Genomic DNA, 17,674 nt, shown 5'->3' with positions numbered 1-17,674 from the left:
GGCAACGTCCGTCATATCTGCCACGAGTGGCGGTAAAGCTTAGTTCCTGGGCTCAGTCTAGTTGGTTGTGCAGAGCGGCAAAGCGGACGTGTCCTGCCCTGATCCGGCCAGCTCGACGGCGGCGCGTGCCTGGGCGAGATTCTCCACTTTAACTACCTGCATTCCTTCCGGGACGTGGCCCACAACGTCGTCACAGTTATCTGCCGGGGCCAGGAACAACGTGGCTCCCCCGGCACGCGCGCCCAGCATCTTCTGCTGGATCCCGCCGATGGGACCCACTGCGCCGTCGGGGGTGATGGTACCGGTGCCGGCAACGTGCTTGCCTCCGGTCAGGTCGCCCGGTGTGACCGTGTCAATAATGCCCAGCGAGAACATCAGTCCGGCGCTGGGGCCGCCCACCTTGTCCAGGGAAATCTTCACGTCGAACGGAAACGTGAACAGGTACTTCAGCTTGACCCCAAGAATGTAGCGGCCTGCTCCGTTCGCCATGGGGGTGATGCTCTGGCTGATGGACTCCCCTGCCCGCTGCACCACCAGCGCGGCCGGGGCACCCTGGCCGGCGGCCAGTTCCTCCTGCACCACGGCGAGGGACGTGATCGGCTTGCCGTTAATTGTTTCGAAGATGTCGCCGTCTTCGATCTTGCCCTTCGACGGCGAACCATCGGAAAGCCCCGCTGCCTGCAGTTGCTGGCCGAAGGGAATGTCGAGTCCCCTCAGTGCCGACGCAACGGCGTTCTCCTGCGATGTGGTCATGGCCACCGAGCTTTGTTCCTCTGCCTGCTCCTTGGTAGTACCTGTGGGGTAGATGAGCTCCTGCGGGTAGACGGACTTGGACCCGTCCAGCCAGGCCCCAAACGCCCCCAGGATGCTGACCGGGCCGTTAGGGCCGCCGTCGACGTACACGGTGGTCAGATCCAGATTGCCGTTCGCCGGATAGCTTTCGTGGCCCGTGACGCTGATCACCGGGCTGCCCTGCGTCTGGCCGAGTGTGTTGAAGGTGGGCCCGGCTGATTCCACAACGTAAGGCACCGGGATAGTGCCCACTGCAATCCCCAGCCCCAGCGCCAGCATTCCGGCAAGCATCATCACGGAGACCCGCCTGTCGCCCGGCCGGTAACGGCGCGGGGCAAACCGTTTGGCAGGCGCCGGGCCCACCGGTCTTTCTTCAGGGCCTCCGGCACTCAGGATTGCAACGGCGTCGAGCTCGGGAGCGTGGTCCTCGTTTGGATGGTCGCCACGGGTTGTAGTCACTGAACCAACACTACGCGGTGGCACCCACGGCAGGCTCTTTGCCTACAGCGAACGTCGCGCCTGTCCGGCAGACAGCCGCCGCGGCCCGGGGTACCGTGAAGTTGAACGCACAAACTGATGATCGGCGGGACCATGACCTCCAACCCACTTAATCCGTCCAACGGCGATGACACGCCGAAGGATCCGTTGACCGAGATGCTGCAGAACCTGATGGGCGGCAAGGGTATGGAAAACTTCGACCCCGCCGAACTGGCAAAAGCAGCCGGCCTGCCGGACGACCCCAACCTCCTGGCGCAAATGTTCTCGCAGGTCCAGGCGATGATGAGCGCCCCCTCGGAGGGGCCCGTGAACTGGCAGCTCGCGCATGAGAACGCCCGCAGGGTTGCCGCCAGCACCGCCGACCCCTCCGTCACGTCCGGGCAGACCCGGGCCGTGGACGAAGCCCTCCGGCTGGCCGAGCTGTGGCTCGATCCCGTAACGGATCTGCCTGCCACCGGCCTGATTGGCCGGGCCTGGTCCCGGGCGGAGTGGGTGGAAGCCACCCTGGGAACGTGGAAGCGCCTGACTGAACCGGTCGCCAACAGCATCGCCAACGCGCTCTCCAGCGCCATGACCGAGCAGATGCCTGAAGAGATGAAGTCCATGATGGGCGGGGCATCGTCCATGCTCCAGAACATGGGCGGCGCCATCTTCGGGATGCAGTTGGGGCAGGCCATCGGCGCACTCTCCGGCGAGGTGGTCAGTTCCACTGACATCGGGGTTCCCCTCGCCGACCTTGAAATGGCCCTGCTGCCTGCGAACGTTGCCTCCTTCGGCGAGGGCCTGAGCCTGCCCGAGAACGACATCCGCCTGTTCCTTGCCGTCCGCGAAGCAGCTCATGCGCGCCTGTTCGTCCAGGTCCCATGGCTCCGTGGCCATCTGCTCGGTGCCATCGAGGCGTACGCCCGCGGTATCCACATTGATACATCCCGCATCGAGGAACTGGCCCGGGACCTTGACCCGAGCAACCCCGAAGGCATCCAGGAGGCACTGTCCAAGGGCGTCTTTATGCCGCAGCGGACGCCCGCCCAGGAGCAGGCCCTCGAAAAACTGGAAACGGCCCTGGCCCTCGTTGAAGGCTGGGTGGACGAGCTTACGGCTTCCGCCACGGAGAAGATGCTGCCGTCCGCGGCCGCCCTCCGGGAAACCGTCCGGCGGCGCCGCGCCACTGGCGGCCCGGCTGAACACGCCTTTTCCTCGCTCGTGGGACTGGAGTTGCGTCCGCGCCGCCTGCGGGAGGCCGCCACCTTGTGGGCAGTCCTCAAGGAGGAGCGCGGTATCGCGGGGCGCGATGCCATCTGGCAGCACCCGGACCTGCTGCCCACCGCCGCCGACCTCGATGACCCCCAGGGCTTCGGCGGCCGCCGTCAGCTCGCGGAGGCCAGCGACAGTGAAGTGGATGATGCCCTGCAGAAACTGCTGAGTGGCGGCTTCGACGCGCCGCAGGATGCGGCGGGCGACGGCGATTCCCAGTCCGGTCATCCCGACGCAGGTTCGGGTGGCGGAGATTCCGCCGCGGGCACGTCCGGGGATCATGATTCGAGCACCGGCGACTCCGGCGCGGGAGATCCCGACGCCGGTGATGCGGACCAGCCCAAAGGCTAGCCGGGGAGCCTAGTCGGCGTCGTCGTGGCTGTGCCCGGCGCCGCCGGCCAGTCCGGTGGGCTCGGCCGGCCCGCTCCCGTCGGCGCCCAGGCCCCGGGACGTAGCGAACGAAACGCCCTCCAGGAAGGCCTTGGCGCGCATGGTGTCAGGGTAGGCCTCCAACAGCTTCCAGAAGGCCGCGTTGTGCCCTGCCACCAGCAGGTGGGCCAGCTCATGCAGCAGCACGTAGTCGATGACCCACTGCGGCATGGGCCGAAGCTTGTCGGAGAGCCGGATGGTTCCTTCCGACGGCGTCGCCGAGCCCCAGCGCGAGTTCTGGTTGCTCACCCAGCGGACCGACGTCGGGACTGCCCTGCCAGCAAAGTACTGGGCGGAAAGGTGGGCGGCGTGGGCCGCCAGCGCAGCATCCGTTGCTGGCTGCTTCCGTCCTTTGTCTGCACGCCGCTGTCCTTGCCGGTGCAGCTTCTCCAGCATCCGGTGGACCCATTCGGACTCCTGGGCGGCGGTGAAGCGGGCCGGGATGGCCACCACCGCCGTCCCGTTTTCCCAGAAAGCGGCCACTGTCCGGGTCCGGCGGGAAGACCTCCGCACTTCGACCGGTGCACCGTCAGGGGTAGTCAGCCGAGGCGGCCGCGGACCGCCATGGCCAGGTGTCACAGGATGCTGCTTTCGACAAGGACCCGCAGCACATCTTCGCCGTAGCGTTCCAGTTTGGTGGGACCAACACCGGCCAGGGTGGCGAGTTCCTCCAGTGAGGATGGTTTGGCCTCGGCGATGGCGGTCAGCGTGGCATCGGTAAACACCACAAACGCCGGCACCTCGGCCGCCAGGGCAATCTCCTTCCGCCACTGTCGGAGTGCCTCAAACGTCTGTTCCTCGTAGCTGGGCGGACAGTCGTTGCAGCGCCCCACCTTACGTTCGGCGCCGCTGGCCAGCATGCTCCCGCAGACCCTGCACGTGGCCGGGGCCGCAGCTTTGCGGCGCGGCGACGGCCCCTTGCCGCGCGCATTGGAGGTGGCCACGGAGTTGGGCCGGAGCCCGTCGAGGAACCGTGAGGGCTTACGGTTGGCCCGGCCGCCAGGCGTCCGGGCTGTGGACCATGACAGTGCCAAGTGTTCGCGGGCACGGGTGATTCCCACATACAGCAGGCGGCGTTCCTCATCCACGGCTTCGGGAGTGTCCGCGAAGGAAATGGGCATCAGGCCTTCGCTGAGGCCCACAAGGAAAACGGCATCCCATTCGAGGCCCTTCGCGGCATGCAGCGAAGCAAGGGTCACGCCCTGGACTGTGGGGGCATGTTGAGCCAGGGACCGTTCCTGGAGTTCATCGACAAAGTCGGCCAGGCCGAAGTGCTCGCCACGGACCTTGACCAGTTCGTCTGCGAGCGCTACGAGTGCCGCCAGTGATTCCCAGCGTTCGCGCAGGGCGCCGCCGTTGTGGGGCGGTGCCTCGGTGTAGCCGAGGGACGCCACGATGTCGCGGACCAGCTGGCCCAGCGGTTCGGGCGTGTCTGTTTCGGCCACTGCCCTGGTGGCCGCCCGCAGCTGGAGAATGGCGTCGCGCACTTCCTTGCGGGCAAAGAACCGTTCCCCGCCGCGAAGCTGGTAGCCGATCCCGGCCGCCGCGAGGGCTTGCTCGTAGGCTTCGGACTGCCCGTTGGTGCGGAAAAGGACAGCCACCTGGCTGGCGGGAGTGCCGGCGTCGAGCAGTTCCCGGATTTTAAGGGCCGCCGTGGCGGCCTCTGCCTCATCATCGGAGCATTCGGTGAACTGCGGCACGGGCCCGGCCGGGCGCTGGGCCACGAGTTGCAGCGGAGTTGCCCAGGCCGAATCGGCAACCGGGCCGCCGCTGCGGCGCGCGGCAAGGAGATCGTTGGCCAGTTTCACCACCTGCGGCGTGGAACGGTAGTCGCGGATCAGCTTCACCACGCTGGCCTCAGGGTACTGCGCCTTGAAACCCAGCAGGTGTTTGGGGGACGCGCCGGTGAACGAGTAGATGGTCTGGCTGGCATCGCCGACGACGCACAGTTCATCCCTTCCGCCGAGCCACAATTCCAGGAGGCGCTGCTGCAGCGGGGAAACGTCCTGGTACTCATCGACCACAAAGTGCCGGTACTGTTCGCGGACGGTGGCAGCTACCTTCTGGTCTTCCTGCAGGATCCCGACCGTGATCAGGAGCACGTCTTCGAAGTCGATGACGTTGCGGTCAGTCTTGACGTCCTCATACGACTGGAAAACCCGGGCGACGGCAGTGAGGTCGAACCCGCCGGGGGTTCCCCTCCCCTGCGCGTTCTCCAGATAGTTGGCCGGTGTCAGCATGGACACCTTGGCCCACTCGATCTCCGAGGCGAGGTCCCGGATGGATGCCCGGTCCGTGCTGAGCCGCAGGCGGCGGGACGCTTCCGCGATCATCTGCGCCTTGTGGTCCAGCAGGTTGGGCAGTGTGCCCCCCACAGCCTGCGGCCAGAAAAACTGCAGCTGCCGCAAAGCGGCGGCGTGGAACGTGCGGGCCTGCACATTGCCCACGCCCAGGTCCCGCAGCCTGCTGCGCATTTCCGCCGCAGCGCGGGCCGTGAACGTCACAGCAAGTAGCCGCTGCGGGCTGTAGACACCGGAATGCACCCCATAGGCAATCCGGTGCGTGATGGCGCGCGTCTTTCCGGTGCCGGCCCCGGCCAGGACGCACATTGGGCCCTTCAGCGTGCTGGCGACCTCCCGCTGTTCGGCATCGAGTCCCCCGAGGATGCGTTCCTCCAGGGACTGTGAACTGTCTAAATTCTCTGTGGTCACGTCTGCTGCTCTGTTGTTGGGACTGCTGGGTGGAACTGCCACGTGCCAGCGTCGGGCCAATAATGCTGCCTGGCCGGGGGTCAGGTGTCGGTGCGGTCCATGATCCGGCCGCCATACCAATGCTCGATCAGGGAACGTGCAATGGACAACCGGCCGGAGATGGTGATCTCCCCGGCGAGCACGGCATCCTGGAGTTCTTCCCGGCTGAACCAGCGCGCCCGGGTGACCTCCACGCCGTCGGGCGTTGCCACGGAATCTTCGGTGATCGCGGAGAACCCCAGCATCAGGGAGGCCGGGAATGGCCACGACTGGGAGCCCAGGTACTGGCAGCGGGTGATTCGTACGCCCACTTCCTCGTGGATTTCCCGGATGACGGCCTGTTCCAAGGATTCGCCCGGCTCCACGAATCCGGCCAGCGTGGAGTAATTCTTCGCGTCCACCGGCCCGCCGCCGCCCAGCAGGAGCCGGCCGTCCGGTCCCACGACGGTGACAATGATGGCCGGGTCGGTCCGGGGATAGTGTTCGGAGTTGTCCTGGGGGCACCGGCGCACCCAGCCGCCGGCTTCCACCACGGTGGGGACACCGCAGCGGGGGCAATGCGTGTGGCTGGCGTGCCAGTTGGCCACGGCGCTGGCCTCAACAAACAACGCCGTATCAGTGACGTTCAGGACTGAGGCGATATCGCGGAAGCCGGCCCACTCCGCGTCCGACGGGATTCCCGCCGCACCGGGGGCAACAGCTTCGCCCAGGACTATGAGGACAATCTCCGTACCCGCAGGCAGGTCCGAGCCAGCCAACGCGGCCCCGAGGTAGATGACCTGTTCCGGTGCCGCACTCAGGTCCCGGAGCCCGGCCAGCAATTGAGAAGCGGCCGCCAGCAACAGCCGGTTCCCCTGAACCAGCGCCTGCCGCCCGGCGAGGACCACTGCCAGGGTGTCCCCGCCGGCCAGCAGTTCCGCAACCATGCCTGGCCGGACGCGGTCTGCGGAGCCCCGGTCCACGGCGGCCGGCCGCACGGGGAGGACGGTATCGAAAAGGTGGTTGGCCGGCAGGTGGACTGCCTGCGCCTGGTAGGCCGGTGTAGCAGACTCCGCATGACTCATGTCTCCACCGTACTGACTCAGACCGACAATTTACATTTACCGGGGAGAATCGGTGGAACATGTGGCGGGGGCCGCAGGCATTGGCAGCGTGGCCGACTTTTGCAGGGTATCTGAAGACTCGCCGCCGCACATCGTTGTGTTGGACGCCAGCCAATCTACCGTGGAACGGTGAGAAGAAAACCGATCGAACTGGCAGCCGTGGCAACCGCGGCAGTCCCCGGGCTGACCCCCACCGCCGTCAGCTCCGACGCGGACGATCCCGCGGATTTCGACTCCGCCCTGCTCCTTGATTCAGAAGGCAAACGCTGGCGGGTCAGATCGCCACGGCATGCAGAGGCCAGCGCGAGGCTGGAGACGGAGTTCCTGGTTCTCCGGGCGTTCGCACCGGCCATCCGGGCCGAACTGCCCTTCCTGATGCCTACCGTGGCCGGCAGCGTCCGCCTCGGCAGCCTGAGCACGTTTGTCTACTCGCACCTTGCGGGCAGCACCCGCAGCGTGGAGGAACTGACCGCCGGTCCGGCCGCCCTGGCCCGCGAGGTTGGAACCGCGCTGGCGGCAATCCACGACCTTCCGCACTCCCTGGTCAGCAACGCCGACCTGCCCAGCTACACCCCCAACGAATTCCGCCAGCGCAGGCTAAACGAACTGGACCAGGCGGCAACCACAGGCAAAATACCGGCTTCGCTCCTGCTCCGCTGGGAACATGCCATGGAGGACGTCTCGCTGTGGCGGTTCAACCCGAGTGTTGTCCACGGCGACCTGCATGAGGACAACCTCCTGGTGGACGGCAGCCGCGTGACGGCCGTGACGGGATGGACTGACCTCCGGATCGGCGACCCCGCCGATGACTTCGCCTGGCTGGTTGCGTCCAACGAACAGGATTTTGTGGACGCCGTGCTGGCCAGCTACACCCACAACCGCCGGGACGCTCCGGATCAGCATCTGCTGCGGCGGGCCGCGCTGTCCGCCGAATTCGCCCTGGCCCAATACCTCGTCAAGGGCATTGCTGCCGGCGATGCTGAAATGGTCGCCGAAGCCGAGAGCATGCTGGAATCCCTGGCGGCCGACGTCGAGGAACACGGCGGCCAGGCCATCAGCGTGGAGCCGCTGCCTGGCCAGGCACCTTCCGGCGCTGGCGTAACGGCCGACGCCGGGTCGTCACCGGCAGTGACGCCGTCACCGGCGGTGTCTGCGGCGCCCGCCCCCGCCGTTACGGTCGCTCCGGTTCCGGCGGTCAGTATCGTCCCGGTACCCGAGGTGGATGTACGTCACGTACAGGTACCCGAGGTGGCGGTACCTGATGCACGGTTGCATCAGGCGCCGGCGCCAGCGCGGCCGGCTCGGCCGGCTCCGGTGCCGCCCGCCGTCGAAGTGGGCCGCATCCCGGCGGACCCAACTCTGGAAAGTACAGCCCGAGCCGCCGAGGACACGTCCACCGCGGCAATCAACATAGTGGATGTCAGGAAGCACTAGATTCGAGCGCTGCTGCCACGATTCCTTCAAGTTCCTCGGCGGAACCCAGGTCGTGCGGCCGCACCACCTGGTTGTCCGCCACATAAAAGAATGCAGCGCGGACCTCGTGGACGGGGACGCCTTTGAGCCGGGCCCATGCGAGCCGGTATGCGGCGAGTTGGACGGATTTGGCGCGGAGCTGCGACGCGGAGGGCCGGCGGCCTGTTTTCCAGTCCACCAGGTCCCAGCTGCCGTCGGCATCGAGGAACACGGCGTCGATCCGCCCGCGGACTACAACGTCCCCCACCCGGGTTTCGACCGGCACTTCAACAAACGCAGGTGACCGGTCAGCCCACTCCGAGGCTTTGAACGTGGCCACCATGGCGTCGAGGTCGTAGGCCTCGTCGATGTGATCGTCGGACCCCGGCGCCTCACCAAGATCCAGCATTCCGGCGGTGCCGAAGTACTCCTCCACCCAGGCGTGGAAAGCCGTCCCCTTCCGCGCGGACATGCCCGGCTCACGTGGTACTGGCCGCCGCAGCCGGCCCACCACTCCCGCGGGATCCTCGCCGAGATCCACCAATGTGGACGCCGAGATGTGGCCTGGCAGGTGCACATCCTGCCCGCCCGCCCGCCTGGACCGGCGTTCCAGCAGCAAGTCGGCCTCGCTGGCCCACGCCCCGGCATTGCCCCGGAGCGTCTTTCCTGCCGCCCCGGCAGGCCCGGCCTCGTCGGCACGCGTGGACCCGCCACCTGACGCCCCCTCCGCGCCTGGTGAAGCCAGGGCAGCCCGGACCCGGGCCGCGGCACCCTCCATGGCCAGCCGCCTGCCGGGGACTGTGCGCAGGCGTTCACCGGTGCGCGGATCCGCCGGACCCTCCAAAGGGTCGTAAGGCCAGCCGGCAAGCTCAGTTTCGGTAGTCAAGGGGCTTTTTTCCGGCAGGGCGGCTTCCTCCACCGAGGCTTGGTGCACCATGGCACCGGGCGTGTCCGTACCCTCAACGGGGGCGGTAACAAGCCGCTCCAGCTCGGCCAGGAATGGCGACATTTCGGCGCGGCCTGCCCGCGACCCCACCCATGCGGCGCTGGACACCCAGAGGACGTGTTTGGCCCTGGTGTACGCCACGTACGCCAGGCGGCGTTCTTCGCCTTCACCGTGGACCTGGACAGCGGATTTGAAATCCTTTTCGGCGTCCAGCCACCCCTTCTGGTCAGGCTGGTCGGTATCCCACTGCGGCAAGTCCGAACGGTCCCCCCGCAGCGGCCAGGGCAGTGCGGCCGAGCCGCTGCTCCACCGGGAGTCCTTGTTGCTCGGGAACGCCCCCGCATTCAGGCCCGGGACGAAAACAACATCCCATTCCAGGCCCTTGGATGCGTGGACGGTCAGTAACTGCACTGCTTCGCGGTTGATATCCGGCGGCGGTGCTTCGAGGCCGTTCTCCTCGGCTGCAGCAGCCTCGAGCCACGCGAGGAACGCGAGGATGTCCACCCGGTGGGAGGTCCGCAGGAATCCGGCAGCCGCATCCTGGAAGGCGTCCAGGTTGCGGCGGGCCTGATGGATGCTGATCCCCGGGCGTGCCGCTACTTCGATGTCCAGCATCATGGAGCGCTCCACCTCGCCGAGAAGGGTGGTCAGATCGTCCCCCAGATAGCCGCGCAGCTGTCGCAGTTCAGCCGAGAGCCTGCCGAGCCTTTCGCGTGCTTCGTCCGTAAGCGCCCTCCCTTGGGCGGAGACCCAGTCTTCACGTGGCAGCCAGTCCAGCGCCTCAACCAGGCTGGCACCGTCAGTCAGGTCACTTTCAATGACAGCGTCATCGGACCCGTCCACGGCATCGGGATCCGGAGCCCTTGCTTCGGCCAGGTGGCTGCGGCGGCGGGCGAGCTGGCTGGACCAGTCCCGGAATGCCATCAGATCCGCTGGCCCGATCCGCCACCGCGCGCCCGCAAGTAGGCGCATTAAAGAGTCCGAACGGCCCGGATCGGCCAGGACGCGCAGCGTTGCCACGAGGTCAACGATTTCGGGGGTGTCCAGCAGTCCGCCCAGCCCCACGATTTCGTAGGCGATCCCGTGCGACTCGAACTCCCGCCGGATGGTCTCCATCTGGGCGCGACGCCTGCAGAGCACGGCCAGGGCGGGTGGCACGGGAGTGCCGTCTGCCTCACGTTCGAAGTCCGTGATCCGGTACTTCAGGACGTCCCCGGCCAGGGCCGTGGCTTCGTCCGCGTCGGTGCCAAAGCGGCCCAGCACCACCTGTCCTTCCACCGCGAACGGGCTGGGCTGCAGCGGCGGCACGGCGGCGGCCATCGGGGTGGTGCCGGCCGGGGCCCTGTGTGCCTCCGCCCGGCCCAGCGCCTCCGACATGATGTTGGCTGCGGAGAGAATGGAACGGCCGTTGCGCCATGCCGTCGTGAGATACGATGTCGGCGCCGGCTGGTACGTTGCCTGCCCGTCGCCGCCGCCCGAGCGGACGGGAAATTCGCGGACAAAGTGGAAAAGCTGCCCGGCGGAAGCGCCCCGGAAACCGTAGATGGACTGGTTCGGATCACCCACTGCCGTGACGGCGTGCCCCTCACTAAAGAGCCGGGAAAACAGCACCAGTTGGGCGTATGAAGTGTCCTGGAATTCGTCCAGAAGCACCACTTTGTACCGCTGGCGTTCCATCTCCGCAGCCAGCGGAACCTCCCTCGCCACTCGGGCAGCGAGCGCCACGAGGTCGCCGAAGTCCAGCGCTCCCCGGGCTCTCTTGGCCGCCGTGTAACGGCCCACCATGTCCGCTACGCTGGCCCGCGTGCGCAGCATCGCGGCCAGTTCCCCGGCCGCCTGCGGCGCGTTTTTCGCGGCACCGGCGACGTACGGAACCCCGTCGAATTCTGCCAGCCGCGCCATCAGCCAGGCTTCGACGTCGGCCGGTTCCTGCAGGTGCTCGGCACACTCACCTGCCAGCTGGATGACTGCCTTGACCAATGTGGACTTTGCTGCCTTGAAGTGGCGATAATCGCCGTCGAACGCTTCCACCACTTCGCTGGCCAACTGCCAGGCCTGGGCACCCCCCAGCAGCACCACGTCCCGTTCCACGCCGAGCCGCAGCCCGTAGTCCGAGACGATGCCGCTGGCGAAGGAATGGTACGTGGACACTTTCGGTTCAAGCGCGTCGCTGCTGAGCAGGCCCTCCGGGAAGACTTCATGCCGGGTGTCCTGGGCCGCGATGCGCTGCAGCGCGGCCAGTTTCGCCCGGATCCGGGTGGCCAGCTCGCCGGCTGCCTTCCGGGTGAACGTGACGCCCAGGACCTCCTCCGGCCTGACCCAGCCGTTGGCGACAAGCCAGACCACGCGCTCTGCCATTGTGGCGGTCTTGCCGGAGCCGGCTCCTGCGATCACCAGCCGGGGTGCCAGCGGTGAGGAGATGATGGCCGACTGTTCAGGCGTGGGCTTGTTCTTTTCACCCAGCAACTCAGATAGCTGCACTGGGCTAAAAAGGGGCTCGGGAGGCTGCTGGCGGCTCATTCCGTGACCTGCTTTCCCCGGATACACAGCGGACAGACCTCCGGGAGCCGGCAGCCATGGCCGCCGTGGCTGCCCTTCGCAGGATCGTGCCTCGCCTCGAAGCTGTTGCCGGCCATCAGCGCTGCGGCATCGTTAACCATGGCCAGCGCCCAGTTTTCCTCCGGGTCCAACGGTTCCTGTTGCTGGACTCCAGGACTTTTGGTGGCGGTGCCCAGCTGCGCCAGGACTGCGCCACCGGGCACGGCTGCGTCCAGTTCGGCGGCGCCGGTCGTCCCGGGTGCGTCCGGGAATCCGCCGGCGAGGACAGCTGCCTGATAGGCCCCCAGCTGGGGATGGCGAGATAACTCTGTCTTGCCGGGCTGCCGTTTCCCGGTTTTGAGGTCGACAATGACCAGCCTTCCCTCGCTGTCGAGCTCAAGCCGGTCAACCTGGCCGCGGAGGACGGCGCTGCGGGACCCGGTTTCGCCGTCGTCGGGGTCCGGGACGCCGGCGTCGGGGTCCGGGACGCCGCCCCCCGGGCCGCCGTCGTCGACGGCCCGCATTGGCGGCAGGTCTGGCAGGCGCACCTCGAAGTCCTGCTCGACGCCCAGCAGGTTCCGGCCCTCACTCCGCATCACCAGGACGTACTGGGCGAGCTTGCGCACCATCGTTTCTGCCCGCTGGAAGTCGAGTTTGCCTTCCCAGTTGTCCTTCATGCCCAGTGTGGGCCAGCGGCGGACAAGTTCCTCGACGTACTGGCCCCCGGAGGCTTCCGGCATGTCCTGCGCGATGGCGTGGACCAAGGTGCCGAGGCTGCGGGCGAAATCGGTGGCAGCTTCACCCCCGGCGGCCTGCACAAACCAGTCAAGCGGAGATTTCTGCACCGACTCCACCTTGGAGGGGGAGACATAAACCGTCCCGCCGGCCGGGACTACCGGCTCCGAGCTGCTCAATGGCAACAGCCCCCACCAGCTGTCCGGGTGGGCCCCGGGGACGGGCGGTTCCGCCGTTGCCAGCGCGGCCAGGACCCGGGCGGCTTCGGCGGCCTCGGGCCCATACTTGCCGTCCAACTGCGCGTACTGGCGCAGCTCGGCCACCAGCGCCCGGAGCGTCATGGGCCGCTCCACGGGCGTGAATCCCCTGTCCTCCTGTCCCGGTTCGAGCGGCGCCACGTAGTCGAGGAACGACGACGGCTGGTCATCCTCCGAGGAAACAGCCGTGCAGATGAGGAGATCCTCGGCCCTGGAAATGGCGGTGGAGAAACTCCGGAGTTCGTCGTAACGGATTTCCCGCAGCCTGCTCAGCGGGTCCAGCTGCAGGGCGTAGCTCACGCCATGCTCCACGGCGTCCGCAAACAGGCTGCTGCCCAGCAGCTCGCCCCGGAGCCGGGTGTTGGGCCAAACGCCTTCCTGCAGCCCGGCCACGATGACTACAGGCCACTGCCGTCCTGCGGCGCTGGCCGGGGTCATGAGTTCCACGGCGTCGTCCACCTGCGCCCGCGCTGCGAGCGTGTCCATGGGCAATTCCTGGTTCAGGAGATATTCGAGGAACTGCTCGGGACTGGCGCCGGGCATCTGGTCGACATAACGCTCGGCGGTATGGAAGAGCGCCATCATGGCATCAAGGTCCCGGTCCGCCCGCGCCCCGTGGGAGCCGCCGGACAGGGCTGCTTCGGTCCACGCATTGGCCAGGCCAGTGGAATGCCAGAGACTCCAAAGTACAGTTTCGGCGTTGGCCCCGGGCTGGGCGGCGGCCTTCCGCCCGGCCTGGATCATGCGGGCGGTCCGACGCGCGGACCTGCCCTCCACCCCAAGGGTGACGAGGGCCCCCGGCTCCAGGAGCGCCTCGACCAGCAGGGCGTCACTGGTCCGGCCGCCGCCGCCCTGCAGTTCCTCGCGTCTGAGGGATTGCCGGAGGCGGCGCAGTTCAATCGACGTCGCCCCGCCGATCCGGGAAGTCAACAGGGCGACGGCGGCCTCCGGCGTCAGCAGCTCAGGGTCAAGCGCGATGGCATAGGCATCCAGCAACGGACGCACTGCCACTTCGTCGCGGACCGCGGACTCCGCGACCGGAACGCGTACCGCGATCCCCTGCCCGGAAAGGTACCGCTGCAGCTCGGTGAGCTGTCCACCGTTGCGCACAATCACCGCGATCTCGCCGAGGTCCCGGCCACGGTTTACATGCTGGTCAAGGATGCGCTGGGTGACGTACCGCAGCTCGTGGACCGGGGACGGGACCAAGTGCGCCTCCACATTTCCGGCCGCTATTGCGTGGGGTTCGACGACGGCGGCAGTCCCGGAATGCGCGGATCCTGCCACGGAACCGGGCTGCTCAAGCCGCCGGGCCAACTGCCCGCCGGCCCGCTGTGAGATCCGGCCGGCTACGCCGAGCCAGGCCTCCGCAATGGCGGGGGCGTGCCGGTGCGTGTACCAAAGTGGCCGCTCAACGACGCGGGACTCGGCAGACAGCAGCCGCGGAAGATCAGCGACGAGATCCGGCCTGGCCCCGCGGAAGCCCTGCACCACGGTGTCCGGGGAGAATGCAACGTAGCAGTCCTTGCCGGCGGCGATGTCAGCGAGCAGTTCAAAAACGGCGGGGTTGGCTTCCTGGACATCATCCACCAGCACCAGCTGGAGGCGTTCACGTTCCGCAGCCAGGAAATCCGGCTCGTCCTGGAAGATTTGCCGGGCGGTGGTGATGATGCCCGCGGGGTCGAATGCCTCTGGCATCCGCAGGTCCAGGACATCCCGATACTCCGAATACAGGGCCGCGGCGGCGATCCAGTCCGGCCTGCCGCAATGGCGCCCCATCTCCGCAAGGTCAGTTGCTGTCCGGCCGGATTCGATGATCCGGTCAAAAAGCAGGCGCACTTCGTGCCGGAAACCGCGCGTCTCCAAGGCCGCTTCCAGATCCGCGGGCCAGGGAAGTTCGAGACCGGGCATCCGATGGCCTTCCAGGAGTTCCTTGATGATGAGGTCCTGTTCCGGGCCCGACAGGAGGCGTGGTGCCCGGGGCAGCGGAAGGATACCCTCCGCCTTGGCCCGACGGATCAGGTCAAAAGCGTAGGAGGCCCACGTCCGGGCCGGAGTAGTGCTTAGGCTTCTGTCCAGCCGTGCTGTAAACCGGTCCCGGAGCGAGTCCGCGGCCAGCCGCCCCGGCGCGAGGATGAGGATCCGTTCCGGGTCCACACCGTCCTGCACGGCACGGCGGACGGCAGCTTCGATCAGGACCGTGGACTTGCCGGTTCCGGGCGCGCCCGGGACCAGCACTGGTCCTGAACCATGCGGCACCTCAACGGCACCGCGCTGGTCCGCTGACAGCACAGGAACCTCGGCGTGGACCTGCCGCGGCGGAAGAAGGCGTAGGCCCGTGCCGCCGGAGCCCCCCGCCGGGGCGGCCGGCGTGGCTGCACGGGAGAAGGCAAGGGGATCAACATCTGGAAGTCTTACGGTCACACAGACATTCCATCATCAGCCACTGACAATCGGTGCAGCCGCAGCTGCAGATGCTCCGCAATCAGGTCGATTCGGTCAAAATCGTCCTCGTCCGGAGACCACCGCGCTGCCATCAGGTCCACCCGCCACCGGCCCTCGCCCGTGGGCAGGTACTCCTCTGGACGTCCCAGGAGCGGCGTCCGCTCCTGGAGGTAGTGGCGGAGGGCGTCAGCTTCATGCCCGTAGGGACCGTGCCCGCTGGACTTCAGGATCCGCCACCAGGGTACGGAACTGCCGTAGTGGCTCAGCACGCGGCCAACCTGCCGGGGACCGCCGGAGCCCAGCAGTTCGGACACATCGCCGTAGGCCAGAGCGGTCCCGGGCGGAACGAGTTCAACCACCGCCAGGACCGCCTCGACGTACTCAATCCGCATGGATCCAGACTAGCCGCAGTGGCGGTCCCGGATCCTGTCGGTGCTGGCCGGTAGCGTTGAAGCATGAGCACCTGGAACACCCTCCCCCGCGCAGCCTTCGACCTCGAAACCACCGGACGGAACTCGCGTGCCGCGCGCATTGTCACGGCTTCGGTGACGGTGGTGGGCCACAACGGGGATGTGATCAAGGAACACGAATGGCTTGCCGATCCGGGTGTTGAAATCCCTGCCGAGGCCAGCGATATCCACGGCGTAACCACCGAGCAGGCCCGGCGTGAGGGGCGTCCGGCCCAGGAAGTCACCGGTGAGCTCGCCACCGTCCTGCAGGAACTGTTCGACGCCGGCATCCCGGTGATTGCCTTCAACGCCAGCTACGACTTCACGGTCCTGGCCGCCGAATCAGCCCGCTATGGCGTCCGGCAGCTCACCCGCTTCCCTGTCCTGGACCCGTACATCATGAACAAGCAGGTGGACAGGTACCGCAAGGGCAAGCGCACGCTGACCGCACTCTGCGAGGAGTACGGCATCACTCTGGACAATGCCCACACCTCAGCGGCGGACGCCCTGGCCACACTCCGGATGCTGGACGCCATGACCGTCAAATTCCCCAAGCTCAAAATGCCGGCCAGCCAGCTTCACGAACTGCAAAAGGACTGGGCCGTCAGCCAGGCGGCAGACTTCCAGAACTACCTGCGCAAGACCAAACCCGCGGCTGTGATCGAAGGAGAGTGGCCCGTCCTGCCGCCAGAAGACGCCAGCCGCGGCGACTTCTAGCTTTATCCGGGCAAGCAAAAATTCCCGGCTGCGAGCTATCTCACAGTCTGGGGGCATCGGGGGGCGCAACCCCTTTGGAAGCGTGGATTCGGCCAATCACTGGAGCCGCTCAGTGATGCGACCCACCCTGCGGCGTTAATCAAAGAATCTGCAGCTTTTGCGGCAGAGGGGTGCTATTTCTTCGACACTCCTCGGCTTCGGCCTGAAGTGAGATGATTAAGTTTTGCGGTCACCCTCTGCCCCGGCCCGCGCGGGCCTACCCCCGGGCACGTTCCAGGCTCCTGCCATGTAGCCGTGCGGCCCGTTTGAACCTATGACTCTGATGAAAGTGACTTTCCCATGAAGACCAAAGCCATGAAGTGGCTGACCAGCGTTCCCGTCGCGGTTGCCCTGGCTGTCTCGCTGGCCGCCTGCGGCACGGGGACTGCCCAGCCGAGCGGTACTCCCACGGACGCCCTCGCTGGCAGCGACCAGCAGACGCTGGACAAGTACACCACCAAGGACGTTACTGCGCTGGACAAGATTGACAAGTCCAAGCTGGGCCTTATCACCGACGGGACCCTGCGTGTCGGCACATTGTCCGACGCCCCGCCGAACATCTTCATTGATCCGTCGGGCAAGTTCACTGGATACGACAACGAGCTCCTGCGGGCCATTGGCGACAAGCTGGAACTCAAGGTCGAGTTCGCCTCCACCAAGTTCCAGGCACTTCTCAGCCAGGTCAAGAACAAGCAGTTCGACGTCGGGTCCTCCTCGATTTCCACCACGGATGCCCGACGCGAAACGGTTGCATTCACCAACGGCTATGACTTCGGCTACATGGCCCTGGTGACCAAGGAAGATGCCAAGGCCCAGGCGTTCGCGGATCTGAAGAGCGGCCTGCGCGTTGGCGTCGTCAGCGGCAGTGTGCAGGAAGACTACGTCAAGAACACATTGAACCTTGAGCCGGTTTCCTTCCCTGACTACAACACTGTCTTCGCCAGCCTGAAGAGTGGCCAGGTGGACGCCTGGGTGTCACCGTCGCAGCAGGCAACCGGCCAGGTCAAGCCCGGTGACGGCACCAAGATCGCCGAGAAGAAGCTCAATACACAGAACTTCACGGCCTACGCCGTTGCCAAGGACAACCCGGCCCTCCTCGAAGCGCTGAACTCTGCCCTGGACGCCGTAGTTGCCGATGGCACCTGGGCCAAGCAGACTAGCCAGTGGTACACGGACCGCAAGACCGCTGCCGAGCAGACCCCCGAGGGTTGGAAGCCCGGCAGCAAGGCCGTCAAGCTCCCTGCGAACTAGAAGCCGACCACCCAGAGAA

General features: G+C 66.8%; 11 protein-coding genes. 4 read left to right on the top strand and 7 right to left on the bottom strand.

The annotated features are described in order from the left end of the window. Positions 1-57: 57 nt before the first annotated feature. Entirely contained in the window at positions 58-1,251 is a 1,194-nt protein-coding gene (locus tag ABIB45_RS00385; protein WP_354213903.1) for a YlbL family protein, read from the bottom strand. A 132-nt stretch (positions 1,252-1,383) separates the two neighbouring features. On the opposite strand from ABIB45_RS00385, the gene ABIB45_RS00380 reads away from it, so the two are divergent. Continuing rightward, a complete protein-coding gene (locus tag ABIB45_RS00380) occupies positions 1,384-2,895 on the top strand; it encodes a zinc-dependent metalloprotease (protein ID WP_354213902.1) in 1,512 nt (503 codons plus the stop codon). Positions 2,896-2,904: 9 nt separating this feature from the next. Here ABIB45_RS00380 and ABIB45_RS00375 read toward each other — a convergent pair whose 3' ends face one another. The 3 genes from ABIB45_RS00375 to nudC form a co-directional block, all read right to left on the bottom strand. Beyond that, positions 2,905-3,552: a M48 metallopeptidase family protein gene (locus ABIB45_RS00375; protein WP_354213901.1), complete on the bottom strand. Its 648-nt coding sequence runs from the start codon at positions 3,550-3,552 to the stop codon at positions 2,905-2,907. Next, positions 3,549-5,684 (bottom strand): ATP-dependent DNA helicase UvrD2, encoded by a 2,136-nt coding sequence (locus ABIB45_RS00370; RefSeq protein ID WP_354213900.1) that lies wholly within the window; start codon positions 5,682-5,684, stop codon positions 3,549-3,551. Before ABIB45_RS00370 ends, ABIB45_RS00375 begins: the two co-directional genes overlap by 4 nt. 80 nt (positions 5,685-5,764) lie before the next feature. Beyond that, complete coding sequence (nudC, locus tag ABIB45_RS00365; RefSeq protein ID WP_354213899.1) at positions 5,765-6,787, bottom strand: NAD(+) diphosphatase; 1,023 nt, start codon at positions 6,785-6,787, stop codon at positions 5,765-5,767. Positions 6,788-6,955: 168 nt separating this feature from the next. Here nudC and ABIB45_RS00360 point away from each other — a divergent pair, with 168 nt between their 5' ends. After that, entirely contained in the window at positions 6,956-8,260 is a 1,305-nt protein-coding gene (locus ABIB45_RS00360) for a macrolide 2'-phosphotransferase (RefSeq protein WP_354213898.1), read from the top strand. Here ABIB45_RS00360 and ABIB45_RS00355 read toward each other — a convergent pair. Genes ABIB45_RS00355 through ABIB45_RS00345 form a run of 3 tightly spaced genes read right to left on the bottom strand, consistent with a single transcriptional unit; the run spans position 8,247 to position 15,591 of the window. Continuing rightward, complete coding sequence (locus ABIB45_RS00355) at positions 8,247-11,744, bottom strand: ATP-dependent helicase (RefSeq protein ID WP_354213897.1); 3,498 nt, start codon at positions 11,742-11,744, stop codon at positions 8,247-8,249. The genes ABIB45_RS00360 and ABIB45_RS00355 overlap by 14 nt on opposite strands. Beyond that, positions 11,741-15,178 carry an ATP-dependent helicase gene (locus ABIB45_RS00350; protein WP_502909076.1) on the bottom strand — a complete coding sequence of 1,146 codons (3,438 nt, stop codon included), beginning with the start codon at positions 15,176-15,178 and terminating at the stop codon, positions 11,741-11,743. The genes ABIB45_RS00355 and ABIB45_RS00350 overlap by 4 nt, the downstream gene beginning before the upstream one ends. Continuing rightward, a complete protein-coding gene (locus ABIB45_RS00345; RefSeq protein WP_354213896.1) occupies positions 15,175-15,591 on the bottom strand; it encodes an MGMT family protein in 417 nt (138 codons plus the stop codon). The genes ABIB45_RS00350 and ABIB45_RS00345 overlap by 4 nt, the downstream gene beginning before the upstream one ends. Before the next feature lie 63 nt (positions 15,592-15,654). Here ABIB45_RS00345 and ABIB45_RS00340 point away from each other — a divergent pair, with 63 nt between their 5' ends. Further along, complete coding sequence (locus ABIB45_RS00340; RefSeq protein ID WP_354213895.1) at positions 15,655-16,365, top strand: 3'-5' exonuclease; 711 nt, start codon at positions 15,655-15,657, stop codon at positions 16,363-16,365. Between the two features lie 339 nt (positions 16,366-16,704). Next, positions 16,705-17,655: an ABC transporter substrate-binding protein gene (locus ABIB45_RS00335; RefSeq protein ID WP_354213894.1), complete on the top strand. Its 951-nt coding sequence runs from the start codon at positions 16,705-16,707 to the stop codon at positions 17,653-17,655. The last annotated feature ends 19 nt before the right edge of the window (positions 17,656-17,674 follow it).

The organism is Arthrobacter sp. UYCo732 (assembly GCF_040547265.1).
In the GTDB taxonomy this organism is placed as follows: Bacteria; Actinomycetota; Actinomycetes; order Actinomycetales; family Micrococcaceae; genus Arthrobacter.
Note: the sequence above shows the minus strand (reverse complement) of the source record. Positions and strands in the feature narration are given on the sequence as shown.